The following is a 25,608-nucleotide window of genomic DNA, read 5'->3' as shown; positions in this document are numbered from 1 at the left end:
CAGTGCTCATCGCTTCCGACCAGTTCCGTATCGTCGTCGGCCTCGGCAAGAGTGGCATGTCGCTGGTGCGCTTTCTCGCGCGCCGTGGCGTGCCCTTTGCCGTGGCCGACACGCGGGAACAGCCGCCGGAACTGGAGACCCTGAGAACCCAGTACCCCCAGGTCGAGGTGCGCTGCGGCGAGCTGGATGTCGACTTCCTCGCCCGCGCGGCGGAGCTCTATGTGAGTCCCGGCCTGGCCCTGGAAACGCCGGCGCTGCAGGAAGCCGCCGCCCGTGGCGTGCGGCTGTCCGGCGATATCGATCTGTTCGCGCGCCAGGCCCAGGCACCCATCGTCGCCATCACCGGTTCCAACGCCAAGAGCACCGTCACCACCCTGGTGGGGGACATGGCACTCCGCGCCGGCAAGCGGGTGGCCGTGGGTGGCAATCTCGGTACCCCGGCGCTCGATCTGCTGGCCGATGACGTGGAGCTCTATGTGCTGGAGCTGTCGAGCTTCCAGCTGGAGACCTGCGAGCGACTCAATGCTGAGGTGGCCACCGTGCTCAACCTCAGCGAAGACCACATGGATCGCTACACCGGCATGCCGGCCTATCACCAGGCCAAGCACCGCATCTTCCGCGGCGTTCGCCAGGTGGTGGTCAATCGCGACGATGCGCTGTCGCGGCCGCTGATCGGCGATGACGTGCCGCGCCTGACCTTCGGCCTGGGGCGGCCCGATTTCCGTGCCTTCGGCATTCGCGAGGAGGAGGGGCGTCGCTATCTGGCGCTGGCCTTCGACAACCTGCTGGATGTCGAGGAACTCAAGATCCGCGGCACGCACAACCACAGCAATGCCCTGGCCGCACTGGCGCTGGGCCAGGCTGTCGGTCTGCCGCTGGCACCCATGCTGGAGGCCCTGCGCGCCTTCCCGGGGCTGGAGCATCGCTGCCAGTGGGTCGGCGAGGTCGCGGGCGTCAACTACTACAACGATTCCAAGGCGACCAATGTCGGTGCCGCCCTGGCTGCGGTCGAAGGCCTCGGTGATGACATCGCCGGCCAGTTGGTGCTGATCGCCGGGGGCGACGGCAAGGGCGCCGATTTCAGTGCCCTGCGCGAGCCCATCGCGCGTCATTGCCGCGCCGTGGTGCTGCTGGGGCGCGATGCGGCACGGATCGCCGAGATCCTGCCGGGCACCGTGCAACAGGTGCGTGTCACCACCTTGAAAGAAGCCGTGGCCGAGAGCCGCCGGCTGGCCCAGCCAGGCGACGCCGTGCTGCTGTCGCCGGCCTGCGCCAGTCTCGACATGTTCCGCAACTTCGAAGAACGCGGACGGCTGTTCGCCCAGGCCGTGGGAGCTTTGGCATGATCCTCAGCCTGCTGCGCCCCTATCCCTCGCCGCTGGCTAGTCGCCACGGCATCGACCTGGACTTCCCGCTGCTGGCGGGCTGCCTGCTGCTGCTCGGCCTCGGCCTGGTGATGGTGACCTCGGCTTCCTCCGAGGTGGCCGCCGCCCAGTCGGGCAATCCGCTGTACTTCATGTACCGCCACCTGGTCTATCTGGCGATCGGCTTCGTCTCCTGCGGCGTGGTGATGCTGATCCCCATGGCCACCTGGCAGCGCTTCGGCTTTCCGTTGCTGATCATCGCCTTCCTCCTGCTGGTGGCGGTGCTGGTGCCCGGCATCGGTCGCGAGGTGAACGGCTCCCTGCGCTGGATCGGCTTCGGCATCTTCAACGTGCAGCCTTCGGAGATCGCCAAGGTCTTCGTGGTGCTCTATCTGGCCGGTTACCTGGTTCGCCGCCAGCATGAGGTGCGCCATACCTGGGCCGGCTTCTTCAAGCCCTTCATCGTGCTCCTGCCGATGGCCATGCTGCTGCTGCGCGAACCCGACTTCGGCGCCACCGTGGTGATGATGGGCGCCGCCGGTGCCATGCTGTTCCTTGGCGGCGTCGGCCTGTTCCGCTTCCTGATGATGGTCGCCCTGGCCGTGCTGGCGGTGTTCGTGCTGGTGCAGACCCAGTCCTACCGGATGCAGCGTCTGATCACCTTCACCGATCCCTGGGCCGACCAGTTCGGTTCCGGCTATCAGCTGACCCAGGCGCTGATCGCCTTCGGTCGCGGCGGCTGGACCGGTCTCGGCCTGGGCAACAGCATCCAGAAGCAGTTCTACCTCCCCGAGGCCCATACCGACTTCCTCTTCGCCGTGCTGGCCGAAGAACTCGGCCTGATCGGCGCCATGGCCACCGTCGGCCTGTTCCTCTTCGTCTGCGTGCGCGGACTGTTCATCGGTCACTGGGCCGAGCAGTCCAAGCAGTTCTTTTCGGCCTATGTGGCCTACGGCCTGTCGATGCTCTGGATCGGCCAGTTCCTGATCAACATCGGCGTGAACGTCGGCCTGCTGCCGACCAAGGGCCTGACCCTGCCGTTCCTCAGCTACGGCGGCAGCTCCCTGGTGATCTGCTGCGTGAGCATGGGCCTGCTGCTGCGCATCGAGTGGGAGCGACGCACCCTGGTGGATACCGAGGATGTGGAATTCACCGAAGAGGATTTCGCCGATGTCCGCTAACGTCCTCATCATGGCCGGCGGTACCGGCGGGCACGTCTTCCCGGCCCTGGCCTGCGCCCGTGAATTCGAAGCCCGCGGCTATACCGTGCACTGGCTGGGTACCCCGCGCGGCATCGAGAACGACGTGGTGCCCAAGGCCGGCATCACCCTGCACCACATTCCGGTCACCGGCCTGAGGGGCAAGGGCGTGCGCTCCCTGGTGAAGGCGCCGCTGCAACTCAGCGGGGCACTCATGCAGGCCATGGGACTCATGCGCCGGCTCAAGCCGATCTGCGTGCTGGGCCTGGGCGGCTTCGTCACCGGTCCGGGTGGCCTGGCCGCCAGGCTGTGCAACATTCCGCTGGTGATCCACGAACAGAATGCCCATGCCGGCACCGCCAACCGCCTGCTGGTGCCCATGGCCGCGCGCGTCTGCGAAGGCTTCGCCGACACCTTCCCGGCGTCCGCCAAGCGCCTGTCCACCGGCAATCCGGTGCGCGCCGAACTCTTCGCCCCGGTGAGCCGCGCCCCGCTGGAAGAGCGCGTCGCCAATCTGCTGGTGCTGGGCGGCAGTCTGGGCGCCGAGCCGCTCAACAAGCTGCTGCCCGACGCCCTGGCCCAGCTGCCCGCGGGCCTGCGACCCAATGTGCGCCACCAGGCCGGCCGCCAGCATGCCGAGGTGACCGCCGAGCGCTATGCCAACGTCGCCGTGGAGGCCGATGTCCAGCCCTTCATCGCCGACATGGCCGGCGCCTATGCCTGGGCCGATCTGGTGATCTGCCGGGCTGGCGCCCTGACCGTCGCCGAACTGACCGCCACCGGTCTGCCGGCGCTGCTGATCCCCCTGCCGCACGCCATCGACGACCACCAGACCAGCAATGCGCGCTTCCTGGAGCGCGCCGGTGCCGGTGTGGTGCTGCCGCAACATTCCACACGCCCGGCGGATCTCGCCGCGCAGCTTACCGAGGTCCTGATGCATCCCGAACGTCTTGCCGGCATGGCCGCTCGCAGCCGTGCCCTGGCCAAACCCGATGCCACCCGTGCAGTCGTCGACGCCTGCCTGGAGGTTGCCCGTGGTTAAGTCGCAAAGTGCCATTCAGGCCGAGGTTCGGCGTATGCGCAGCATCCGGCGCATCCACTTCGTCGGTATCGGCGGCGTCGGCATGTGCGGCATCGCCGAGGTGCTGCTGAACCTGGGCTACGAAGTCTCGGGCTCGGACCTCAAGGAATCCGCGGTGACCGCGCGCCTGCAGCAATTCGGCGCGCGCATCTACATCGGCCATCGCGCCGAGAACCTGGATCAGGTCGATGTGCTGGTGGTGTCCAGTGCCATCAACAGATCCAATCCGGAGGTCTCCGCCGCCCTCGAGCAGCGTATTCCCGTGGTGCCCCGAGCCGAGATGCTCTCCGAGCTGATGCGCTATCGCCACGGTATCGCCGTCGCCGGTACCCATGGCAAGACCACCACCACCAGTCTGATCGCCTCGGTGTTCGCGGCCGAAGGCCTGGACCCGACCTTCGTCATCGGTGGGCGCCTCAATGCCGCTGGTACCAATGCCCAGCTCGGCACCAGCCGCTACCTGATCGCCGAGGCCGACGAGAGCGACGCCAGCTTCCTGCACCTGCAGCCCATGGTCGCCGTGGTCACCAATATCGACGCCGACCACATGAGCACCTACGAGGGTGACTTCAATCGGCTTAAGCGCACCTTCGTCGATTTCCTGCACAACCTGCCGTTCTATGGCCTGGCCGTGCTCTGCGTCGACGATCCGGTGGTGCGCGAGATCATTCCCCAGGTCGCCCGGCCCACCGTCACCTACGGCACCGCCGAGGACGCCGACGTCCGGGCCGTGGACATCCGCCAGGAAGGCATGCGCACCTATTTCACCGTGCTGCGCGAAGGCCGCGCGCCGCTGGCGGTCTCGGTCAACATGCCGGGCGTGCACAACGTGCTCAACGCCCTGGCGACCATCGCCATCGCCACCGACGAAGGCGTCAGCGACGAGGCCATCCTCAATGGCCTGTCCGGCTTCCAGGGGGTAGGGCGGCGCTTCCAGGTGTACGGCGAACTGCCGGTTGCCGGTGGCAGCGTCATGCTGGTGGACGACTACGGCCACCATCCGCGTGAAGTCGCCGCGGTGATCAAGGCCGTGCGCGGTGGCTGGCCCGAGCGCCGGCTGGTGATGGTCTATCAGCCGCACCGCTTCAGTCGTACCCGCGATCTCTACGAAGACTTCGTCCAGGTGCTGGCCGATGCCAACGTCCTGCTGCTGATGGAAGTCTATCCGGCCGGTGAGGAGCCCATTCCCGGCGCCGACAGCCGCCAGCTCTGCCACAGCATCCGCCAGCGCGGCCAGCTCGATCCCATCTATGTCGAACGCGGCAGCAACATCGCGCCGCTGGTCAAGCCACTGCTGCGCCCGGGCGACATCCTGCTCTGCCAGGGCGCGGGCGACATCGGCGCGCTGGCGCCGCAACTGCTCAACCACCCGCTGTTCGCCACCGCCGCGACCGCCGGGAGTTCGGCATGAGCCGTCATCCATACAACCCCTTGCCGGCAACCGCTGTTGCCGGCGCGCACGTGGAGGGCTGAACCTTGGTCGCCACCCTACGTCACAACCAGCCCGGCTTCGGTCGGTCGCGCAACGTCGAGCAACGGGGCGCCAGTCGCCTGGTCGCCGAAGAGCCGCTGTCGACACGCCTGCCACGCCCGAGCCTGGGTCTGCTCAAGCGCATCCTCTGGCCATTCCTGCTACTGGGGCTGGGCTTCGGCACCTATGAGGGTGCCCAGCGATTGCTGCCCTATGCCGACCGGCCGATCGCCAAGGTCAGCGTCAAGGGCGATCTCTCCTACATCAGCCAGGGCGCGGTGCAGCAGCGCATCGCTCCCTTCGTGGGCACCACCTTCTTCCAGGTCGACCTGGCCGACATGCGCCACGAGCTGGAAACCATGCCGTGGATCGCCCATGCCGAGGTCCGCCGGGTCTGGCCGGACGAGATCAGCATCCGCCTGGAAGAGCAGATGCCCATCGCCCGCTGGGGTGACGAGGCGCTGCTGAACAACCAGGGTGAGGCTTTTGCCCCGCAGGATCTGGCCAACTATGACAATCTACCGCGGCTGTACGGTCCCAAGCGGGCCCAGCAGCAGGTGATGCAGCAGTACCAGATGTTCAGCCAGATGCTCCGGCCGCTCGGTTACACCGTGTCGCGACTGGAAATGCACGAGCGCGGCAGCTGGTACCTCACCACCGGTCAGGGCCTGGAACTGGTGTTCGGCCGCGACCAGCTGGTGGAAAAGATGCGGCGCTTCATGCGCCTGTACGATCAGGTGCTCAAGGCACAGATGGACAATATCGCGCGGATCGATCTGCGTTATCCGAACGGTCTGGCCGTGGCCTGGCGTGATCCCGCTGTCGCCGCCACCCCCGTGACCGAACCGGCCAAGCATTGAGGAGAAGTTTTTTACTATGGCAAGCGTGCAAAGCGGCAAGATGATCGTCGGCCTCGACATCGGCACTTCCAAGGTCGTGGCTCTGGTCGGCGAGGTGTCTTCCGATGGTCAGATCGAGATCGTCGGAATCGGCACCCATCCGTCGCGCGGGCTCAAGAAGGGCGTGGTGGTCAACATCGAATCCACCGTCGCCTCCATCCAGCGGGCCATCGAAGAAGCCCAGCTGATGGCCGGTTGCCGGATCCATTCGGCCTTCGTCGGCATTGCCGGCAATCACATTCGCAGTCTGAATTCCCACGGCATCGTGGCGATCCGCGATCGTGAAGTGAGCCCTGCGGACATCGAGCGGGTGCTCGATGCCGCCCAGGCGGTGGCCATCCCCGCCGACCAGCGCGTGCTGCACACCCTGGCCCAGGACTATGTGATCGACAACCAGGAAGGGGTGCGCGAGCCCCTCGGCATGTCCGGCGTGCGTCTGGAGGCCAAGGTCCATGTCGTCACCTGCGCCGTCAACGCCGCGCAGAACATCGAGAAATGTGTTCGTCGTTGCGGTCTGGAAGTCGACGACATCATTCTCGAACAGCTGGCTTCGGCCTATTCCGTGCTGACCGACGATGAAAAGGAACTGGGCGTCTGCCTGGTGGATGTAGGCGGCGGCACCACCGATATCGCCATCTTCACCGAGGGCGCCATCCGCCATACGGCGGTGATACCCATTGCTGGCGACCAAGTCACAAATGACATTGCCATGGCCTTGAGAACCCCAACGCAATATGCCGAAGAAATCAAGATTCGGTATGCTTGTGCCTTGGCGAAACTGGCTGGGCCGGGCGAAACCATCAAGGTGCCCAGCGTGGGTGACCGTCCGCCGCGAGAATTGTCGCGTCAGGCCCTCGCGGAAGTGGTCGAGCCCCGTTACGATGAGCTATTCACACTGGTGCAAGCGGAACTGCGCCGCAGTGGTTACGAGGATCTGATCCCCGCAGGGATCGTACTCACCGGTGGTACCGCGAAGATGGAAGGCGCGGTCGAACTGGCGGAAGAGATTTTCCATATGCCGGTACGCCTGGGGGTGCCCCAGACGGTCAAGGGTCTGACTGACGTGATCAGCAACCCGATCTATTCCACAGGCGTCGGCCTGTTGCTCTATGGCCTGCAAAAGCAGACCGATCCCTTGCCGGTTGTTTCTGGCGGATATAGCAGCGAAACCAAATCCACAGTCCTGGAACGCATGAAGCGTTGGGTCCAGGGCAACTTGTAATTCACAATTAAACCGCGGCAGTAGGCGAAGATCCGAAAGGAAGAGAGGGGACCATGTTCGAACTCGTAGACAACATTCCACAAAGCGCCGTGATCAAAGTCATCGGCGTGGGCGGTGGCGGTGGCAACGCCGTCAACCACATGGTCAAAAGCGGTGTTGAAGGCGTCGAATTCATCTGTGCAAATACCGACGCCCAAGCCCTGAAGAACGTCACATCCCGTACCGTGCTGCAACTCGGCCCGGGCGTCACCAAGGGTCTTGGTGCGGGCACCAACCCGGAAATCGGCCGCCAGGCGGCCATGGAAGATCGTGAGCGCATCGCCGAAGTCCTCGAAGGCGCCGACATGGTCTTCATCACCACCGGCATGGGCGGTGGCACCGGTACCGGTGCCGCGCCGATCATCGCTGAAGTGGCCAAGGAAATGGGTATCCTGACCGTTGCCGTGGTCACTCGTCCGTTCCCCTTCGAAGGCCGCAAGCGCATGCAGGTCGCCGACGAAGGCATTCGCTCCCTGTCCGAATGCGTCGACTCGCTGATCACCATCCCCAACGAGAAGCTGCTGACCATTCTGGGCAAGGACGCCAGCCTGCTGGCCGCCTTCGCCAAGGCTGACGACGTCCTCGCCGGCGCCGTTCGCGGTATCTCCGACATCATGCAGCGTCCCGGCCTGATGAACGTCGACTTCGCCGACGTCAAGACCGTGATGGGCGAGATGGGCATGGCCATGATGGGTACCGGCCACGCCAGCGGTCCGAACCGTGCGCGCGAAGCCACCGAAGCCGCCATCCGCAACCCGCTGCTGGAAGACGTCAACCTGCATGGCGCCCGCGGCATCCTGGTCAACATCACCGCTGGCCTGGACCTGTCCCTGGGTGAATACGCCGCCGTCGGCGAGATCATCGAGGACTTCGCGTCCGAGCACGCCACCGTCAAGGTTGGCGCGGTGATCGATCCGGAAATGCGCGACGAGCTGCACGTCACCGTGGTCGCCACCGGCCTGGGTGCGCGCATCGAGAAGCCGGTCAAGGTGGTGGACAATACCGCTCAGACCCTGGCTGCGGCCCGTCAGGAAACCGCTCCGGTCAACTACGACGACCTCAAGTACCCGACCTCGATGCGCTCCGGTCGTGGCAGCCAGAATCATGGCGGCTCGGCAGCGGCGACCAAGGTCAATCCCAACGACGACCTGGATTACCTGGACATCCCGGCCTTCCTGCGTCGTCAGGCTGATTGATCGGGTATATCACAAGCCAGGGTGTGATTAGTGGGCATCGATTTTCGCATCTGCTATCATCGCGACTTCGTTGAACACCATTCGCACCCTGCGACCGAGCGGCCCTGGCATGATTAGACAACGCACCCTCAAGAACACCATTCGCGCCACTGGCGTCGGCCTGCATTCCGGGGAAAAGGTTTACCTGACCCTGAAGCCGGCTCCCGTCGATACGGGGATCGTGTTCCGTCGCACCGATCTCGATCCGGTCGTGGAAATCCCGGCCTGGGCCGAGAACGTGGGTGAAACCACCATGTCGACCAACCTGTTCAGTGACAGTGGCGTCAAGGTCGGTACCGTTGAGCACCTGCTGTCGGCCATGGCCGGTCTGGGGATCGACAATGCCTACGTCGAGCTGTCCGCGGTCGAAGTACCGATCATGGACGGCAGCGCCGGTCCCTTCGTGTTCCTGATCCAGTCCGCCGGTCTGCAGGAACAGGAAGCGGCCAAGCAGTTCATCCGCATCAAGCGTGAAGTGAGCGTCGTCGACGGTGACAAGCGCGCCACCTTCGTGCCCTTCGACGGCTTCAAGGTGACCTTCGAAATAGATTTCGATCACCCGGTGGTCAACAACCGTACCCAGAAAGCCTCGGTGGATTTCTCGAGCACCTCCTTCCTCAAGGAAGTCAGCCGTGCCCGCACCTTCGGCTTCATGCGTGACCTGGAATTCCTGCGTTCGCACAACCTGGCCCTGGGCGGCAGCGTCGACAACGCCATCGTGGTGGACGAGAAGGGTGTAATCAACGAAGACGGTCTTCGTTACGAAGACGAATTCGTCAAGCACAAGATCCTCGACGCCATCGGCGACCTGTATTTGCTCGGCAAGAGCCTCATCGGCGAATTCCGCGGCTACAAGTCCGGCCACGCCATGAACAATCGCCTGCTGCGTGCGCTGCTGGCCGATCGTGATGCCTGGGAAGTGGTGACCTTCGAAGACTCCGGTCTGGCACCGATTTCCTACATGAGACCCGCGGCTGCCGTCTGAGCCCGGTCCAAGAAAAAGCCCTGCATCCGCAGGGCTTTTTTTATGGTCGCTGAAAGGCCTAGCGACGCGTCAGGGGCTCGTCCTGGAAGCTCACGCCGGCCAGGCCATGGGCGATGAGGGCGCGGATATTGGCGTGATCGCTCCCTTCGGGCGTCTGCAACACGCTGCGATAGTGCTCGCCAAAGGCCAGCAGGGCCTCTTCATCGCTCAGCCCCTCGAGTCTGGCCAGGCCCAGGGTCTTGCAGGAGCCTTCGTTCTGGCCCGCGGCATTGTCCACCTCGCCGTTGCGAAAGGCAGTGGGCTGGTAGCGGTAGTGTTCGGCGACAAAGGCCAGGGTGTCGGCGAAGGCATGGTCGCCCTGGGCCAGGCGGGCGCGAAAGCGGGCGAGATCGTTCATTTGCTCTGCTGCTCCTGGAAGGCCGCGGCCTGGGCCGGCGAGGCCTCGGTCTGGTACTGGGCTTTCCAGTCGGCATAGGGCATGCCATAGACGGCCTCGCGGGCATCGTCCAGGCTAAGCTCCAGGCCCTTGTCGTCGGCCGCGGCCTTGTACCACTTGGACAGGCAGTTGCGGCAGAAACCGGACAGGTTCATCAGGTCGATGTTCTGCACATCGGTGCGCTTGCGCAGGTGCTCGACCAGGGTGCGGAAGGCAGCGGCTTCCAGTTCCAGACGGTCTTGTTCGGTCATGACTGATTCCTCTTGCTAGCGGCGGCCATGGCGCAGGTGGCGCCCGCCGTTGACGGTGAAGGTACTGCCGGTGGCGTACTGGGTCGACAGTAGATAGAGCACGGTATCCACGATGGGATTGGCGCCGGGTTCGAAATCCAGCAGCGCCTTGTCCAGGGTCGCCTGGCGATAGGCCTCGTCGGCGCCTTCCTTGAAGATCAGCAGGCCCGGCGCGATGGTGTTGACCCGCACCCTGGGTGCCAGGGCTTCGGCAAAGGACAGGGTCAGGTTGTGCAGGGCGGCCTTGGTGGCGGCGTAGCCGATGTGGTTGCGGCTGCCGCGCGTGGCACTGTCGTCGCCGATATGGATGATGTCGGCGCGCGGCGCGGCCAGCAGCAGGTCCTGCAGGCCCAGATTGAGGTGGTAGGGCGCTTCCAGGTGCAGGCGATAGAGCAGCCGCAGATTGTCCAGGCCGTCTTCGGCCCAGACCGAGGCGTTGTGCACGATGCCGCGCAGCGCCGGATGGCGTTCATGCAGCTGCTGCAGCAGGGTGTCGCGCTGTGCCTCTTCCGCCAGATCGACCTGATAGGCCTCGATCTCCAGCTCACGCAAGGGGCCCGGGTCGTCGCGATAGACGGCGATGACGGATTGGCCCTCCGCGAGCAGCCGGCGGGTCAAGGCGAGACCGACGCGGCGATTGGCACCGGTGACCAGAAGGGGAAGGGTTGCGGACATAAGGGTACCCGATCCTGATGAGCGAGGCGGCCAGGGTACTGGCCGCGGCTATTGTACGCATTCGACGCGTCAGGATGCAGGCCGATCCGTGCTGGCCTAGCGGGCGCTACCTCGCCAGTCGTTGGCCCGCGACGAGGCGTTGTGCAGCCAGCCCCTCAGCGCCCGGGTGATCAGCGGAATGAAGACGCAGACCATGACCGGAGTGAGGATCAGGGTGCTCAGCAGGATGCGCGGCAACAACGGCAGATGCGCCAGGTAATCGCCGAAAGCGGCATTGAACAGCAGCGAGATGGGAAAGAACGCCAGCCAGACGGCGATGCTCTGTTTCCAGCGCGGCGGTGGCTGGATGCCCGCGCCGAACCAGTCGTCCATGCCCTGGGCGCGCCGTGCCAGGGGCGCTTCGAACAGACCCTGGCCACGCTCCAGCCAGAGGCGCCGCGTCTCCGAGTGCTCCCAGGCATCGAGGGTCTGGGGACAGGCGAAGCGAAAGATGATCTGTACCAGGTTGTCGCCTGGAGGCGGGGTCAGGACCCCCGAACCGAGATAGCCGGGATGCCCGGTGGCCAGGGCTTCGCCTTCGCGCAGCCAGATCAGAAAGGCATCGTATTGGCCGGCCGCGACGCGCCGCGCGACCATGAGGGTAACAGGCTGATTCATGCTCTAACTCCGGGCGATCGGGCCGGATAGGCCGGATGCCGTCACGCCGCCGGGTAGGCGGACAGGTGGCGAAAACGCCTGGGGTAGCAGGCGGCGCTAGCATAACAAGCCTTGAGACCTTTGAGTGCAGCCGGGGTTGCCAGCGGAGTCGTCTTGCTGACGGAGCGCCAAGCCGGGCCGCGCCAGGCATACTGGACGGGATTCCACGCAAGAGGTCCGTATGAAAGTCGCACTGTTGAATGGCTCGGTCTATGGCACCGCGGAAGATATCGCCCGGCAGGTGAAGGCACGGCTGACCGCGGCAGGCCATGAGGTCTGGCACCAGCCCAATAGCGATCTCGCCAGCCTCGAGGCCTTCGCACCCGAGGCCCTGCTGGCCATTACCTCCACCACCGGCATGGGCGAATTGCCCGCCAACCTGGAATCCCTGTATTTCCAGCTGCGCGATCGGCTGCCGCCCTGGTCTGGACGGCCCGGCGCGGTACTGGCCCTGGGTGATTCCAGCTATGGCGACACCTATTGCGGCGGTGGCGAGCTGATGCAGGAGTTGTTTGCCGAGCTGGGGCTGCGCGAATTGCTGCCCATGCTGCGCATCGATGCCAGTGAAACGGTCACGCCGGACGAAGATGCCGAGCGCTGGGTCGCCGCGGTCATCGCCGCCCTGGGCTGATCTTGCCCAGGCGGCAAAGCTGCTTTACCCGCCCTGAGCCCGCCGCCTGGCCCGGTTTGCTGTCCTCGTTCCCTCAGCCTCGGTATCCTTGAGCGCCTGATGAAGAGTTGAGATGGAGCCTTGGGTGAATAGATATCTGCGCCTGGCTCTGGAGCTGTGCGGATTGGGCGCGCTGTGGGGCGTGGGTACCTGGCTGGCCACCTATTTCGCCTTGCCGGTACCGGGCGGCGTGGTGGGCCTGGCCATGCTGCTGGTGCTGCTGGCCGCGCGCATCGTCGAGCCCGAGTGGTTGCAGGGTGGTGTGCGCCTGCTGCTGGGTGAGATGCTGCTGTTCTTCATTCCCGCCCTGCTGAGCCTGCTCGACTACGGTCCGCTGCTGCGGCAGGAGGGCGTGCGCATCCTGCTGGCCATCCTGCTCAGTACCGTGCTGACCATGGTGGCGACCGCCTATACCGTGGACTGGATGTTCCGCCGCCGGGGGCGTCGCGATGCTTGATCTGCCCGGACTCTTCTGGCTGCTGCTGACGGTGGCGGGTTATGCGCTGAGTCGGTTGCTCTATGCCCGGCTGCGCTGGTATGTGGTCAGTCCGATCATCTTCGTCACGGTGCTGCTCTATGCCGCCACCCTCTGGCAGCAGGTGAGCTATGCCGAGTACGCCCACTACAGCCACTGGCTGATCACCCTGCTGGGCCCGGCGACGGTGGCCTTTGCCGTGCCGATCTGGCAGCAACGCCGCCTGCTGGCGCGCTACTGGCAGGCGCTGCTGGCCGGTCTCTGCGTCGGCAGTGGCGTGGCCATCGGCAGTTCCTGGCTGCTGGCCCGGCTGCTGCTGCTCGATGACCGGGTGCTGCTGTCCATGCTGCCGCGCTCAATCAGCACCCCCTTCGCCATGCCGATGTCCGCCACCGTGGGGGGCGTCCCCGAATTGACCGCGGCCTTCGTGATGATCACCGGCCTGGGGGGCGCCATCCTCGGCAGCCTGCTGATCAAGCTGCTGCCGCTCAAGTCGGCCCTGGCCCGCGGTGCCCTGTTCGGCATGGGCGCCCATGGCGTGGGGACCAGCAAGGCCTACGAGGTCGGTCTGGAGGAGGGCACCGTGGCCGGCCTGGTCATGGTGCTGGCCGGATTGAGCAATCTGCTCGGCGCCCAGCTGGTGCTCTGGTTGCTGCGTGGCTAGTGCAGGGTGGCGGAAGGCGCGCCCAGTTGCTCCAGTCGCCGACGCACCTGCTCGCGTTCGGCATCGTCTTCGCTGATCAGCAGGGCGTGCTGCAGGTCGTAGCGCTCGGCCTGGGGGCAGTCGAGTTGGCGGTACAGGTCGGCGCGCGCCAGGTGATCGATGACCCCGGCCGCACCCAGCTCGATGACGCGCTGGGCATCCTTGAGCGCTGCCAGCGGCTGGTCGCCCTGCCGATGCAGTTCACGCAAATTGCGCGAGAGGCGCTGCATCATCTGTCGCGGACCGAGGGGCGCCAGGTAGCTCGCCTGCAGTTGCGCGGCGGGACCGAACTGATCCACCAGCAACTGGCGGCAGTCGTTCATATACAGCCGGCGTCCGCCGAAGGGTTCGAGCAGATGATCCGCGCCGGGAACGCGCAACAGGAAATGCCCGGGAAAGCCGATGCCCTGCAGGTCGATCTCCAGACGCCGGGCCAGTTCCAGCGCCACCAGGGCGATCGACAGCGGTTGGCCGCGCCGCCGCGCCAGAACCTCGTCGAGCAGGGCGGCGGTGGGATTCAGGGGCCACTCGGCCGCGCGAAAGCCGGCATCGCACAGCTGCCGCAGCAGGGCCTGGGCCCGCTCGGAGTGACTGGCATCGCCATCTAGGGTGGCGACCAGGCGCAGCGCCAGGTCGTCCAGCGAGTGCAGCAGGGCCGGTGGATCGATCTGGTCGTGGTGCTCAGCCGCGATCCACAGGGCGGCTTCCAGCAGCCGGGGATCGGGCCGGTCCAGGCAGGCGAGGCAAGATAGACGCGCTTCCACAGTAGACTCCAGCGCCCTCGAGGGCTTTTCCTCAGGTTTTAGCCTGCCAGCGCCGGGCCGTCCAGTCTGCGACAGTTGCGCACTGGTCGGCGATCCGGCTTCTCGCTATAAGAGCGGCTGGTGCCAGAACAACCTCGAGAACGGGAATTCCGGAATGGACGAATCTTCGAGTGGATATCCTCACTCTTATGGAGGGAGCAGCACGCCATGAAATGGGCAGACAACGGTCGCAAACGCATGCACGACGGGGCGAACTCCCTCGGCAACCTGATGGTGGAAGGCTTCCACTACTTCGGCCTGTTCGCCATAGGCGCGGCCACGGCCTGGGCCTCGGTGATGGCCTTCATGGAGATGTTCGACAAGGGCCAGGCGAGCATCGATGACATCCTGCTGCTCTTCATCTATCTGGAGCTGGGTGCCATGGTCGGCATCTACTTCAAGACCAACCACCTGCCCATCCGCTTTCTGCTCTATATCGCCATCACTGCCCTGACCCGTTACCTGATCGGTGACGTCTCTCATCATCGGCCGCCGGATGTCGGGCTGCTGTATCTCTGCGGCGGCATCTTTCTGCTGTCGCTGTCGGTGCTGGCGGTCCGCGTCGCCTCGAACAGATTCCCTTCCAGCAAGGTGCTGGATGCGACGGGCGATGTGGTGGGCGAGGGCGCGGGCGACAAGTAGCGCAGCGAGGGCCTTCCCGGTCTCTCTGACGCCGCGGGGCGCCCCGCGGCGTCAGAGAGACCCTTGGCCTGGCTTGCTAGCGATCCAGCGGCGCCAGCAGCTGGGCCAGGTCGCTTTCGGTCAGGCGCCAGTCGCCACTGTTCTCGCTGAGGATGCCGGCGCTCAGACGGGCCTTTTCCTGCTGCAGCTGCTGGATGCGTTCCTCCAGCGTACCGCGGGCGATCAGCTTGTAGACGAACACCGGACGATCCTGGCCGATGCGGTAGGCGCGGTCGCTGGCCTGCTGCTCGGCGGCCGGATTCCACCAGGGATCGAAGTGGATCACCGTGTCCGCCGCCGTCAGGTTGAGACCGCTGCCACCGGCCTTGAGGCTGAGCAGGAACACCGGCACCTCGCCATTCTGGAAGCGCTGCACCGGGGTGCGCCGATCCCGGGTTTCGCCGGTCAGGGTGACGTACTCGATGCCGCGCTGGTCGAGGTCGGCGGCAATGAGATCGAGCATGCTGGTGAACTGGGAGAACACCAGGACCCGACTGCCGCCGGGGAGCAGGGCGTCGAGGCGCTCGTTCAACGCGGCCAGCTTCGCCGAGGGCTTGGTCACGCTGGCGTCTTCGTTGGGCACCAGGCGCAGATCGCAGCAGACCTGGCGCAGCCGTAGCAGGGCATCGAGGATCAGCAACTGGCTGCGACCGATGCCCTGACGGGCGATCTCGGCGCGAACGCGTTCGTCCAGCAGCAGCCGCAGGTCTTCGTAGCGCTCGCGCTGCGCCGTGCTGAGCTCGACCAGCTGAACGATCTCGGTCTTGGGCGGCAACTCGCTGGCGACCCGCTGCTTGGTGCGGCGCAGCATGAAGGGCCGCACCCGCGCCTTGAGCGCCGCCAGGCGCTGCACATCGCCTTCGCGCTCCACGGGAATGCGATAGGCCTGCTTGAAGCCTTTCTCGTCGCCCAGCCAGCCGGGCATCAGGAAGTGGAATTGCGACCAGAGTTCGCCCAGGTGGTTTTCCAGCGGCGTGCCGGTCAGGCAGAGACGATGGCGGGCGCGCAGGTGGCGGGCGGCCTGGGCGGCCTTGGTGGCGGCGTTCTTGATTGACTGGGCCTCGTCCAGTACCTGCAGGTGGAAATCGTAGTCGGCCAGCCGTTCCGCATCGCGGGGCAACAGCGCATAGGTGGTGAGCACCACGTCGTGCTCGGGAATCCGCTCGAAGCGACTGCTGCGGGCGCTGCCCTGCAGGGTCAGCACGCGCAGTCCGGGAGCGAAGCGGGCGATCTCGTCCTGCCAGTTGGGGATCAGGCTGGTGGGCATGACGATCAGCGCCGGTGCGGTCAGACGCCCGGCAGCCTGTTCGACGAGGATGTGCGCCAGGGTCTGCAGCGTCTTGCCCAGGCCCATGTCGTCGGCGAGGATACCGCCGACGTCCAGTTCGCGCAGCGCCTGCAGCCAGGCCACGCCGTCGCGCTGATAGGGGCGCAGTTCGGCGTGCAGGGTGTCCGGCAGGACGACGGGCTCGGCGGCATAGCTGCGCAGCCGTTCGGCGAAGCTGCGCAGGCGCTCGCCACCTTCCCATTCCAGCGGCAGGCGCTCGTCCAGCTCGGCCAGGCGCGCGGCGTCCAGGCGCGGCAGGCGCAGGGCGCGGTCATGGGTGAGGCGGTCGGTGGCATAGAGCTCGCCGAGGATCTGCAGGATCGGTTTGAGCCGACCCAGGGGCACGGCGACCCGTTGCACCCGGCCCTGCTGGCCGGCGAGGCGCGGGGGATCGATGCGCAGCAACACGGGTTCGTCGTCGGCGCGCTTGGCCAGCATCGCCGGCTCGTACTGGGAGGGTTCGCGGCGCAGGGCGTCGATCAGCAGCGGAATCAGGCTGACGCGGCGCTGGCCCAGGCGGATGCCCAGCTCGACATCGAACTGGCCGTTCGCGACGGTCGGGTCCTGCACCTCTTCGAGGTGACCGTACCAGCCTTCCACCGGTGTCAGGTCGAAGGTGAATTCGGGATGGGCCTCGATCTGCCAGCCGGCTTCGCGCAGACCGGGGATGACCTGCTGCACGAATCTGAGCCAGGCGGTGTCGTCCGGCAATTCGAACATCTCGCCACTGTCGTCGGGCAGCGCGGCGCTGCGCCGGGTCGCCAGGCGCAGGCCATGATCGAGCAGCGTCTGTCGCCAGCGTTGTTCGGCCGGCAACTGGCGCGCGGGATAGTCGGCGTCGGGGGTGCGCGGCGGGGCGCCGAACAGTCGCCGCGGGCCGTAGGCGAAGGCCAGGGCGGCGCGATGACGCACCGTGGGTCGCATCTTGCCGATGTGCCGGTCGTAATCGATCTGGGTATGGCTGCCGAGGGTCAGGACCGGTTGTGGCAGCTCCGGATTGGCAACCGGCGTGGCTGGCAGGTCGGCCTCGCTGCGTTGCAGCCGTTCGAGCTCGATGAGCGCGGCGGCGGCATGCTTGCAGTTGCGGCCGACCGGGCAGGTGCAGCGGGCGTCGACCCGCCAGGCGGTCTCGCCCGCGCGCAGGCTGATCGCCTGCCGATAGGCCGGCCCGGCCGGGCTGCTGCATTCGGCATAGAGCTGGCCCCTGGCCGCCGAGCGCAGCTGCACCAGGCCGTCGAGTGCCAGCCGCCGGCCACGCTCGTAGTTGCGCTCCGTGAAGGCGCCTTTCCAGTCCTGCCACTTGAGCCGTTCGAAACGTAACGCCATCGTTCACCCAGGCTGTTCGCACCAAACCGGCTATTCTGCCACAGTCCGGCAGGCGCTCGTCGGACTCCCTTGATCTATGTGAGAATGAGAATATAGTGCATTAAGAATGCCAGGGGAGCGAGACGATGCGTGAATCACCGGTGGCCAACGTTGCGCTGATCGACGCCACGCGTCTGGCGGCCCGCCGAGAGGGGCGATTGCGCTCGCTGCAGCGTGGCATCCTCATCGTCTGTAGCCTGGGTGTGCTGGGGGCCGCGGCCCTGCATCTGGCCTATCTCGCCTTCAAGGGCTTCTAGTACGGTCCTGCCGTATGCCCACCTCCGGCCGTCCAAGAAAAAGCCCCGAGCAGTCGCCTGTTCGGGGCTTTTTCGTCGGCACCGGTCAAGGACCGGCGGCAGGGATCAGACCAGCAGATCGCCTACGCGGTACATCTTCATGGTGTTGGTACCGTCACGCTTGGTGTAGCTGTCGCCCTTGGTGAGGATGACCCAGTCGCCGTGCTCGACGATGCCGCGCTTGAGCAGCTCGTCCACCGCTGCCTGGCTCACCTTGTTCGCCGGCATGGTGGTCGGGTCGAAGGGGATGGTGTGCACGTTGCGGAACAGCGCGGTGCGGGCCTGGGTGGCGCGGCTGGACGCGAAGGAGAAGATCGGTACCGAGGAGCGCAGGCGCGACATGATCAGCGGGGTGTAACCGGTGTCGGTCAGGCTGATGATCGCCTTCACGCCGGGGAAGTGGTTGGCCACGTAGATGGAGGCCAGGGCGATACTCTCGTCCCAGCGGGTGAAGGTATGGCCCAGGCGGTGGCTGGACAGCTTGCTGGTGGGCTGCTTCTCGGCACCGACGCAGACGCGCGCCATGGCCTTCACCGCTTCCACCGGGTACTGGCCGGCGGCGCTTTCGGCGGAGAGCATCACGGCGTCGGTGTTGTCCAGCACGGCGTTGGCCACGTCGGAGACTTCCGCACGAGTCGGCATCGGGCTGCTGATCATCGACTCCATCATCTGGGTCGCGGTGATCACCGCCTTGTTGAGGCGACGGGCGTGGGAAATGATGCGCTTCTGGATGCCCACCAGCTCGGCATCGCCGATTTCCACGCCCAGGTCGCCCCGGGCCACCATCACGGCGTCGCTGGCATGGATCAGGCCGTCCAGGGCTTCGTCGTCGGCCACGGCTTCGGCGCGCTCGATCTTGGCCACCAGCCAGGATTTGCCACCGGCGGCTTCCATCAGGCGACGGGCTTCGTGCATGTCTTCGGCATCACGCGGGAAGGACACGGCCAGGTAGTCGACCTCCATGGAGGCGGCCAGCTTGATGTCTTCACGGTCCTTGTCGGTCAGCGCGGGGGCGGTGAGGCCGCCGCCACGCCGGTTGATGCCCTTGTGGTCGGACAGCGGGCCGCCGATCAGGGTGGTGCAATGCAGTTCGGTGGCGGTCATGCCTTCCACGCGCAGGACCACGCGACCATCGTCCAGCAGCAGTTCGTCACCCACGCGGCAGTCGGTGACCAGGCCCGGGTAGTCGATGCCGACCACTTCTTCGGTGCCTTCGGTGCGGGGATGGGCGATGGACAGGCGGAAGGGATCGCCGACCTTGAGTTCGATGCGCTTGTTGACGAACTTGGCGATGCGGATCTTCGGACCCTGGAGGTCGCCGAGCAGGGCGACATGGCGACCGTGCTTGGCGGCGAGATCCCGTACCAGCTGACCACGGGCCCGGTGCTCGTCGGGCGTTCCATGCGAGAAGTTCAGGCGGGCGACGTCGATGCCGGCGATGATGAGCTGCTCGAGGACTTCCGGCGAATTGCTGGCCGGGCCGAGGGTGGCGACGATCTTGGTACGGCGATAAATCATGCAGTCTTTCCTTTAGCGGATTGCAACCATGAGTCGGCGCCTCAGCGCCGAGTCGACGTAGAACACGAAGCGCACCTCATTGTAGCGCTGTCGCGTGGCCAGCACATGACGGCTTTTCGCAGCTCCGTCACACCAATGGTCGTTTGCCCTCAAGAAGCGCGCCCCGGCGCCGATCTAGCGAGCAGGAGGACTTTCCATGCGCCCTTATCTCTGCCTGTTCCTGCTGTTCGGCCTGACCGGCTGCACCAGCGTTTCGATGAATTCTTATCTCGACGCCGCCTACAAGTCCTATGCTGAAGGCGACTGCACCAATGCCCTGCTGCAGATCTCCCAGGCCGAGCGCAAGGGTCGCGCCCGCCCGTGGCTGCAGCCGGAATTCTCCATGCTGCGTGGCCAGTGTCTCGAGCAGCAGCAGCTGTACGCCGACGCCGCCCAGACCTATCGTTTCATCCAGGCCCGCTTTCCGGCCAGCGAATACGCCTTTCGGGCCCAGGCCCGACTGGACACCCTGCGCCAATTGGGGCTAGATGGCGGAACGGCCGTTGCGACGCCCCAGCCGGTGCGAAAACTACCGCAGCGCTGAGCTTTCCAGGACGTTGTCGGTAACGTGGCTTTACCGTGTGCAGGATGAATCGCACCATGACTCAGAATCGTCGTATCGAGCGCCACCAGCTGCCCTACTATCTGAAGGTGTTCAACCGCTTCACCGACAAGCCCATGGGGTACATCGGCAACATCTCCCGCGAGGGGTTGCTGATGATCAGTCAGCTGCCCATGCTGGTGAATGCGCGCTTCGAACTCCGGCTGAAGATTCCGGGGCAGGACGGTCAGCTGCACTTCGTCGACTTCGATGCCCGTTGCCAGTGGAGCCACGAAGACGTGACCCCGGGCAATTACGATTCCGGTTTCAGCGTCGCCGAGCCACCGGCCGAATTCGCCGAGCTGATCGGGGTGCTGCAGCACTATTTCACCTTCGGTCGCCTTTCTCAGTCGGCGGTCTGACCCGGGTCGCCGGCATTCCATAGCTGCAACAGGCGGGTCTGCAGATCCGCCGTCGCGCTGGCAGGCAGCCAGCGGATTCCCCTTCTCTCCAGGCGTGCGGCCAGTCGCTCGCCCTGAATCCTGATCTGCCAGGCCTCGGCATAGCGGCGGGCGTCGCGCCAGGTACGGATTTCGTCGGGCTCCGTCATCTCCTCCAGCGCGGTGTCGACCAGCCAGAGCTGCAGGCCGCGTTGGGCCAGCTCCAGACGGCTGAGCCAAGCCATCATGGCTTCCTCCAGTGGCGCCACTACTACCAGGACACTGCCGGGTTGCGCCTGGCCGCAAAGCCGCGCCAGTGCCGCCTTGAGATCAGCCGTCGCGCCTGAGTCCGACTGAGGAAGGTCAACCGGCATCAAGGGTCGGATAGGCGTAGCTGCCGCCAGCAGGCGCAGCTCGGGATCGAGGCCGTAGAGCCGCAGCCTATTGCCGCTGGCCGCCAGCGCCTGCCAAAAGCCCAGTGCCTGTTCGCGGCTTTCGTGCCCGTCGGTCTTTGCCAGTCCCGGGCTGGCGATCAACAGCTGCACAGGTGTATTCGCCCGCAGACGTGCCCTGGCGGCCGGCGCGAGGAGCGGCGGATGCGCCCGGGTCTTCCGCCATCGCGGGTGCTCCAGCAGGGCCAGCCCCAGGAGCAGCAACGCCCCTGCGGCCGGCAGGGCCTGCCAGCGCGGAGGCGCCAGCCAGCCCAGGATCAGGCTGAGCAGCGCCAGGACGCCCAGTGCCAGGGGTAGCCAGCGCGGGATCATGGGCGCGGTGCCGGACATTGCCCCAGCAGCTTGAGGATCTGGCCATCCAGGCTGTCACCCTCGAATTCGCGTTCTGGCGTCAGCCGCAGCCGCGGCCGCAGCACGGCGGGCAGCAGGGTGCGCACATCCTCGGGCGTCACGCCGTCGCCACCCCGCAGAAAGGCCTGTGCCTGGGCCAGACGCAGCAGGGCCTGGCCGGCGCGCGGTCCGGCACCCTGCTCGAAGGCCGGCCATTCCCGGGTGAGACGGATCAGGCGCACGGCATGCTCCAGGACCGGCTCCGCGACCGGCAGACCGCCCACCAGTCGCTGCAGGGCTGGCAGATCCCGTGCCTGCAGCAGCGGGCGCAGGGTCGCGGCTTCCAGGGGATCGCCGTGACCCTGCTGGACGGCCTGGCGCAGGGCGGCGAGCTCCTGACCCTCCGCCGGCCACTCCAGTCGCAGGTGCGCCAGGAAGCGATCCCGTAGCGCCAGCGGCAGGTCGCTGCCCGGGGTGCGGGTAGCGATCACCATGAAGGGCGCCGGCAAGGGCACCGGGCGGCCGCCCAGACTCAACTGGCGGCCCTGCAGGGCGTCGTCCAGCAACTGGAGGACCACCGGCGGCGCTCGATGCAGGTCTTCGAGCAGGACCAGGGAATTGAACAGGGGGCCTCGCCGCAGACGGGCACTGTCGCTGCCGGCGTCCGTGACGATTTCGCCGGCCACCTCGGCGGGGGTCAGACCCGGATGGCAATGCAGCCGGGCGAAGCCGGCGTCCAGGCTGGCGGCCAGGGCGCGAACCAGCAGGGTCTTGCCGGAGCCGGTCGGGCCTTCCAGCAGCAGGTGACCGCCGGCCAGCAGGGTGGCGAGCAGACCGTCCACGGCGGCATCCTGCTGCGGCAGCACCTTGAGCAGCGCCTGTCGCAGGGCCTGCAGCCGGGCCAGGGCGCGGGCCTTGACGCCGGTGTCGCCGGGGTCCGCCGGGGTGGCGTCAGGAGGGGAGCTGTCGGTCATCGGGAGTCCTCGGAAACGGGGGGCGCACGGCCAGGTGCAACAGGCGCAGCTGGACGATGCGGCGGGTGAAGTCGCGAGCGGAGAGGCGTGCCGGGCTGGGCCGCATCGCCTCGCCCACCACGCGGGTACTCAGGCCGCTCAGGCGCGCGAGATACTGCCAGCGCTCGGCCACGCCCTGGTCGACGAGTTCGGGGCGGCGGCGGTGCACCTCACGCTGGATATCGCGCTGCAGGATGGCGATCAATTCGGGCCAGTGTCCGGCATCGCGACGGGGCGCCGGGCTGGCCTGGCGGCGTCTCAGCCAGAGACCCAGCGCCAGCGTCAGGAGCAGAAGGGCCAGGCCATAGCGTTGCAGGGCCTCCAGCCACAGGGGGAGCGGTGGCGCCGGGGCGATCAGGGTCACCGGCGCGCCCTGGGTCAGGTACCACAGCAGCCAGGCATTGTCGTACTGGGCGAGGTGGGCGTTGCTCCAGAGTTCGCTGTCCGACAACAGGGTCACGCTGCCGTCGCCCCAGGGCAGCATCAGCATATGGGTGGCGCTGGCGCTGCTGGCCCAGGCCACCGCCTGATCACCGACATCGAACAGATGGCGGCTGTCGTCGAAGCCGAGGTAGGCGGGGGCGTCGTCCTCGGCGAGATAGAGCTGGGTCAGGTTGGGCCAGAGCGGCAGCGCCATGATCGGCGGGGCGGCACCTCCCAGCTCGCGGGTCGGCATGGGGCGAACGCCCAGGGTCGCGCTGAGCGCCAGGGTGCTGTCATCGGCGACGGCCACCAGATGGCCGCCCGCCTCGACCCAGTCCAGCAGCGCCTGGGCCTGAGCCTCCGCCAGGGGCGGATTGCCGGCCAGCCAGAACCTGACGTCCCCGGCCGGCAGCTCGGCGAGCTGCTCGGGTTGGCCGCGCTGCACCTGGCTGCCGAAGTGCTGCAAATAGGCCGCTGCCAGCGCCTGGGGATCGGTGCCGCGGGTGGTCGCGCCGAGTTGGGTAGCGAGCTGGCGTGCGGTCCGGCTGTCGAGTCCCTGATGGGTCAGGCGCAGGCTGGCCGGGCCGCTGTCGGTCTGTGGCGGCAGCGGACAGGACAGCGGCTCCTGCTGGGCCAGGCAGGCCAGCGACAGGGTCAGCGCCCAGACGGCAGAGCCCAGGCGTACGCCGATACCTCGGCACCTGGAGCGAAGGGAGAGCCGATCGACTGGACGCATGGGCAGAGAGAATACGCGGTAGACAGGCGCCAGAGCCTAGCGGGTGCGGGCGCCCGGGAGCAAGGCGCGCGACGATGCTAGACTGCGCCGATTCTAGGGGAGGGCGGTGTGACGCAAAGTATCTTCTGGTACGACTTCGAGACCACGGGCATCGATCCACGGCGGGATCGACCGCTGCAGGTGGCCGGGGTGCGTACCGATCTGGAGCTCAACGAAATCGAGGCGCCGCTCAATCTGCATTGCCAACTGAGCGAGGACGTCCTGCCCCATCCCGCCGCCTGCCTGGTTACCGGTATCCTGCCCGCCACCCTGCAGCGGCTGGGGCTGCGCGAGCGTGACTTCGTCCAGCGCCTCCACGAGGAGTTGCGGCGTCCCAACACCTGCGCGGTCGGCTACAACAACCTCAGATTCGACGACGAAATGGTGCGGCACAGTCTGTACCGCAACTTTCACGACCCCTATGCCCGCGAATGGCAGCAGGGCAACAGTCGCTGGGATGTGCTCGGCCTGGTCCGGGCGCTCTATGCCTTCCGCCCCGAGAGCCTGAGCTGGCCGCAGGACGAGCAGCGCGTTTCCCTGCGCCTGGACCGTCTGACCGTCGCCAACGGCATCGAACACGCCCAGGCCCACGATGCCCTGGCGGATGTCCGCGCGACCCTGGCCCTGGCGCGTCTGGTCAAGCAGCGGCAGCCAAGGCTCTATGACTATCTCTGGGCGCAGCGCCAGAAGAAGGCGGCACTGGCGCGCATTCGCCTGCTCGAACCCCTGTTGCACGTCTCCGGCCGCTTCAGCGCCGAGCGACATTTTCTCGCACCCGTCCTGCCGCTGGCCTGGCATCCGGTCAATCGCAACGCGTTGATCGTCTGCGATCTCGGCCTGGCGCCGGAGCCGCTGCTGGAACTGGATGTCGAGACCCTGCGCGAACGCCTCTATACCCGGCGGGAGGCGTTGGCCGAGGGTGACCTGCCGGTGCCGCTGAAGCTGGTACAGGTCAACAAGTGTCCGATTCTGGCGCCCTTCAGCGTCTTGCGCCCTGCCGACACGGAGCGGCTGCAATTCGATCTGGCGGTCGTCTGGCGCCGCGTCCGCCAGTTGCTCGACCAGCGTACGACCTGGCAACCCAAGGTGCAGGCGCTCTATGCCGAGGCAGCTAATTTTGCCGCCCAGGAACAGGATGCCGAAGTGAGACTGTACGACGGTTTCATCGCCGCCGAAGAACGGCAACTCTGCGAACAAGTTCATCAGTGTCCGGCAGAGCAACTTGGCAGCCGCACTTGGCCCTTTCAGGACGAGCGACATCCGGAGCTGTTCTTTCGCTATCGAGCGCGCAACTTTCCCGAGTTGCTGACCGCGGAAGAGGGGGCTCGCTGGCGACAATTCTGTCGGCAGCGCCTACTGGGTGAAGAGGGTCAGGGCCATATGACCTGCACCCAGTTCATTACCCTGGCCGAACAACTGCGGCCTGAGGTGGCCATCGAGCGAGTACCTATTCTCGAGGTCTGGTCCGCCCATGTTCGGGCGTTGATGCAGCGGTTGGATAATCCTGTTGCCTGAAATCGCAAACAACGGATGTCGTCCAGAGACCTTTGCCAACAGAAAAGGCCTGCATAGCCACGAGTGCCGCGACCAATGACCGCAGCTTCAGCTGAAAAGGCTGTTGCCTGGGCACTATGAAAGGCGCTGCGAACGGTCGCGGCAGCGGAGTATCCGAACTGGCGATCGGCGTTTGGAGATTGGCCGGCTGCGGAGCCGGCGGGTTGCGCTAACCTTCTGCCGCGCAGGCAGAAAAAACGCCGGCTGGCCGGCGTTTCTTTCTGATCAATCCAGCAGCGTTGCCCAGGATTCGACGTCGTCCGAACCCCATTTGGCTTTCCACTCTTTCAGCGTCTTGTGATTGCCGCCCTTGGTTTCAATCACTTCGCCATTGTGCGGATTCTTGTATTGCTTAACTTTACGGGCGCGCTTGGGCGTACTGCCACTGCTGGCCTTGGGAGTGCGGGTCTGGCGTGCGGGCTTGGCTTCAGTGTCGAGAATGCCGATGATGTCACGCAGGGATTTCTGATACTCACCCATCAGCGAACGGAGTTTCTTTTCGAATTCCAGCTCGCGCTGCAGTTTGTCATCCTCTTGCAGGGACTTCAGGCGCTCCTGCAATTCCTTGATGGCTTCTTCGGTCTGACGATATTCGTTGATGAGCGACATAA

The 25,608-nt window shown here is 66.1% G+C and carries 27 protein-coding genes; 16 read left to right on the top strand and 11 right to left on the bottom strand.

Going from position 1 to position 25,608, the window contains the following annotated elements:
* The first annotated feature begins 2 nt into the window (after positions 1-2).
* The 8 genes from murD to lpxC all read left to right on the top strand — a co-directional run bounded on the left by murD (position 3) and on the right by lpxC (position 9,495).
* Entirely contained in the window at positions 3-1,346 is a 1,344-nt protein-coding gene (gene murD / locus FHR73_RS16960; RefSeq protein ID WP_183632864.1) for a UDP-N-acetylmuramoyl-L-alanine--D-glutamate ligase, read from the top strand.
* Positions 1,346-2,545, top strand: a complete 1,200-nt coding sequence (gene ftsW / locus FHR73_RS16955) for a putative lipid II flippase FtsW (protein ID WP_133862632.1) — start codon at positions 1,346-1,348, stop codon at positions 2,543-2,545. Before murD ends, ftsW begins: the two co-directional genes overlap by 1 nt.
* Positions 2,535-3,605 carry an undecaprenyldiphospho-muramoylpentapeptide beta-N-acetylglucosaminyltransferase gene (gene murG / locus FHR73_RS16950; protein WP_183632862.1) on the top strand — a complete coding sequence of 357 codons (1,071 nt, stop codon included), beginning with the start codon at positions 2,535-2,537 and terminating at the stop codon, positions 3,603-3,605. Before ftsW ends, murG begins: the two co-directional genes overlap by 11 nt.
* A gap of 34 nt (positions 3,606-3,639) precedes the next feature.
* Positions 3,640-5,055: a UDP-N-acetylmuramate--L-alanine ligase gene (gene murC, locus FHR73_RS16945; protein WP_221191600.1), complete on the top strand. Its 1,416-nt coding sequence runs from the start codon at positions 3,640-3,642 to the stop codon at positions 5,053-5,055.
* A 65-nt stretch (positions 5,056-5,120) separates the two neighbouring features.
* Complete coding sequence (locus tag FHR73_RS16940) at positions 5,121-5,975, top strand: cell division protein FtsQ/DivIB (RefSeq protein ID WP_183632859.1); 855 nt, start codon at positions 5,121-5,123, stop codon at positions 5,973-5,975.
* A 16-nt stretch (positions 5,976-5,991) separates the two neighbouring features.
* Entirely contained in the window at positions 5,992-7,236 is a 1,245-nt protein-coding gene (ftsA, locus tag FHR73_RS16935; protein ID WP_017640704.1) for a cell division protein FtsA, read from the top strand.
* Positions 7,237-7,289: 53 nt separating this feature from the next.
* Positions 7,290-8,471 (top strand): cell division protein FtsZ, encoded by a 1,182-nt coding sequence (gene ftsZ / locus FHR73_RS16930; protein WP_007162050.1) that lies wholly within the window; start codon positions 7,290-7,292, stop codon positions 8,469-8,471.
* Positions 8,472-8,580: 109 nt separating this feature from the next.
* Positions 8,581-9,495, top strand: coding sequence for a UDP-3-O-acyl-N-acetylglucosamine deacetylase (gene lpxC / locus FHR73_RS16925; RefSeq protein WP_017640702.1), 915 nt, complete (start codon positions 8,581-8,583; stop codon positions 9,493-9,495).
* Between the two features lie 58 nt (positions 9,496-9,553).
* Here lpxC and FHR73_RS16920 read toward each other — a convergent pair whose 3' ends face one another.
* From FHR73_RS16920 to FHR73_RS16905, 4 genes are all read right to left on the bottom strand, one after another.
* Positions 9,554-9,892 (bottom strand): HopJ type III effector protein, encoded by a 339-nt coding sequence (locus FHR73_RS16920; RefSeq protein WP_183632857.1) that lies wholly within the window; start codon positions 9,890-9,892, stop codon positions 9,554-9,556.
* Positions 9,889-10,182 (bottom strand): DUF1244 domain-containing protein, encoded by a 294-nt coding sequence (locus FHR73_RS16915; RefSeq protein WP_183632855.1) that lies wholly within the window; start codon positions 10,180-10,182, stop codon positions 9,889-9,891. Before FHR73_RS16915 ends, FHR73_RS16920 begins: the two co-directional genes overlap by 4 nt.
* Positions 10,183-10,197: 15 nt before the next feature.
* Complete coding sequence (gene folM, locus FHR73_RS16910) at positions 10,198-10,896, bottom strand: dihydromonapterin reductase (RefSeq protein ID WP_183632854.1); 699 nt, start codon at positions 10,894-10,896, stop codon at positions 10,198-10,200.
* Between the two features lie 96 nt (positions 10,897-10,992).
* A complete protein-coding gene (locus tag FHR73_RS16905) occupies positions 10,993-11,553 on the bottom strand; it encodes an antibiotic biosynthesis monooxygenase (RefSeq protein WP_183632852.1) in 561 nt (186 codons plus the stop codon).
* Between the two features lie 220 nt (positions 11,554-11,773).
* On the opposite strand from FHR73_RS16905, the gene FHR73_RS16900 reads away from it, so the two are divergent.
* From FHR73_RS16900 to FHR73_RS16890, 3 genes are all read left to right on the top strand, one after another.
* Positions 11,774-12,223: a flavodoxin gene (locus FHR73_RS16900; protein WP_183632850.1), complete on the top strand. Its 450-nt coding sequence runs from the start codon at positions 11,774-11,776 to the stop codon at positions 12,221-12,223.
* 112 nt (positions 12,224-12,335) lie between these two features.
* Positions 12,336-12,719, top strand: a complete 384-nt coding sequence (locus tag FHR73_RS16895) for a CidA/LrgA family protein (protein ID WP_183632848.1) — start codon at positions 12,336-12,338, stop codon at positions 12,717-12,719.
* Positions 12,712-13,401, top strand: coding sequence for an LrgB family protein (locus FHR73_RS16890; RefSeq protein ID WP_183632846.1), 690 nt, complete (start codon positions 12,712-12,714; stop codon positions 13,399-13,401). Before FHR73_RS16895 ends, FHR73_RS16890 begins: the two co-directional genes overlap by 8 nt.
* On the opposite strand, the gene FHR73_RS16885 is transcribed toward FHR73_RS16890, so the two are convergent.
* Positions 13,398-14,204 (bottom strand): transglutaminase family protein, encoded by an 807-nt coding sequence (locus FHR73_RS16885; RefSeq protein ID WP_183632844.1) that lies wholly within the window; start codon positions 14,202-14,204, stop codon positions 13,398-13,400. The two genes, FHR73_RS16890 and FHR73_RS16885, sit on opposite strands and share 4 nt — an antisense overlap.
* 207 nt (positions 14,205-14,411) lie before the next feature.
* On the opposite strand from FHR73_RS16885, the gene FHR73_RS16880 reads away from it, so the two are divergent.
* Complete coding sequence (locus tag FHR73_RS16880; protein ID WP_183632842.1) at positions 14,412-14,885, top strand: phosphate-starvation-inducible protein PsiE; 474 nt, start codon at positions 14,412-14,414, stop codon at positions 14,883-14,885.
* 76 nt (positions 14,886-14,961) lie between these two features.
* Here the strand turns inward: FHR73_RS16880 and FHR73_RS16875 are convergent, their stop codons facing one another.
* Positions 14,962-17,577, bottom strand: coding sequence for a DEAD/DEAH box helicase (locus FHR73_RS16875; protein WP_183632840.1), 2,616 nt, complete (start codon positions 17,575-17,577; stop codon positions 14,962-14,964).
* A 125-nt stretch (positions 17,578-17,702) separates the two neighbouring features.
* On the opposite strand from FHR73_RS16875, the gene FHR73_RS16870 reads away from it, so the two are divergent.
* A complete protein-coding gene (locus FHR73_RS16870; RefSeq protein ID WP_183632838.1) occupies positions 17,703-17,873 on the top strand; it encodes a hypothetical protein in 171 nt (56 codons plus the stop codon).
* A 105-nt stretch (positions 17,874-17,978) separates the two neighbouring features.
* Here FHR73_RS16870 and pyk read toward each other — a convergent pair whose 3' ends face one another.
* Positions 17,979-19,430: a pyruvate kinase gene (gene pyk, locus FHR73_RS16865; RefSeq protein WP_007162037.1), complete on the bottom strand. Its 1,452-nt coding sequence runs from the start codon at positions 19,428-19,430 to the stop codon at positions 17,979-17,981.
* 196 nt (positions 19,431-19,626) lie between these two features.
* On the opposite strand from pyk, the gene FHR73_RS16860 reads away from it, so the two are divergent.
* Positions 19,627-20,013 (top strand): tol-pal system YbgF family protein, encoded by a 387-nt coding sequence (locus FHR73_RS16860; RefSeq protein WP_183632836.1) that lies wholly within the window; start codon positions 19,627-19,629, stop codon positions 20,011-20,013.
* A gap of 56 nt (positions 20,014-20,069) precedes the next feature.
* Complete coding sequence (locus FHR73_RS16855) at positions 20,070-20,432, top strand: PilZ domain-containing protein (RefSeq protein ID WP_158893279.1); 363 nt, start codon at positions 20,070-20,072, stop codon at positions 20,430-20,432.
* Here the strand turns inward: FHR73_RS16855 and FHR73_RS16850 are convergent.
* From FHR73_RS16850 to FHR73_RS16840, 3 genes are read right to left on the bottom strand one after another with little or no spacing between them, the layout of a single operon-like run.
* On the bottom strand, positions 20,417-21,214 hold the full coding sequence (locus tag FHR73_RS16850; RefSeq protein WP_260175736.1) for a hypothetical protein: 798 nt from the start codon (positions 21,212-21,214) through the stop codon (positions 20,417-20,419). The genes FHR73_RS16855 and FHR73_RS16850 overlap by 16 nt on opposite strands.
* Entirely contained in the window at positions 21,211-22,206 is a 996-nt protein-coding gene (locus tag FHR73_RS16845; protein WP_183632832.1) for a MoxR family ATPase, read from the bottom strand. The genes FHR73_RS16850 and FHR73_RS16845 overlap by 4 nt, the downstream gene beginning before the upstream one ends.
* The gene (locus FHR73_RS16840) at positions 22,184-23,404 is read right to left on the bottom strand and encodes a DUF4350 domain-containing protein (RefSeq protein WP_183632831.1); all 1,221 of its coding nucleotides are present in this window, start codon (positions 23,402-23,404) and stop codon (positions 22,184-22,186) included. Before FHR73_RS16840 ends, FHR73_RS16845 begins: the two co-directional genes overlap by 23 nt.
* A gap of 108 nt (positions 23,405-23,512) precedes the next feature.
* Between FHR73_RS16840 and sbcB the strand changes: the two genes are divergently transcribed.
* The gene (sbcB, locus tag FHR73_RS16835; RefSeq protein WP_183632830.1) at positions 23,513-24,958 is read left to right on the top strand and encodes an exodeoxyribonuclease I; all 1,446 of its coding nucleotides are present in this window, start codon (positions 23,513-23,515) and stop codon (positions 24,956-24,958) included.
* A gap of 264 nt (positions 24,959-25,222) precedes the next feature.
* Here sbcB and mvaT read toward each other — a convergent pair whose 3' ends face one another.
* Complete coding sequence (gene mvaT / locus FHR73_RS16830) at positions 25,223-25,606, bottom strand: histone-like nucleoid-structuring protein MvaT (RefSeq protein ID WP_007162030.1); 384 nt, start codon at positions 25,604-25,606, stop codon at positions 25,223-25,225.
* Between the last annotated feature and the right edge of the window lie 2 nt (positions 25,607-25,608).

Source organism: Pseudomonas sp. AS2.8 (assembly GCF_014190935.1).
In the GTDB taxonomy this organism is placed as follows: Bacteria; Pseudomonadota; Gammaproteobacteria; order Pseudomonadales; family Pseudomonadaceae; genus Chryseomonas.
This window is presented reverse-complemented; position numbering and strand designations above follow the sequence as displayed.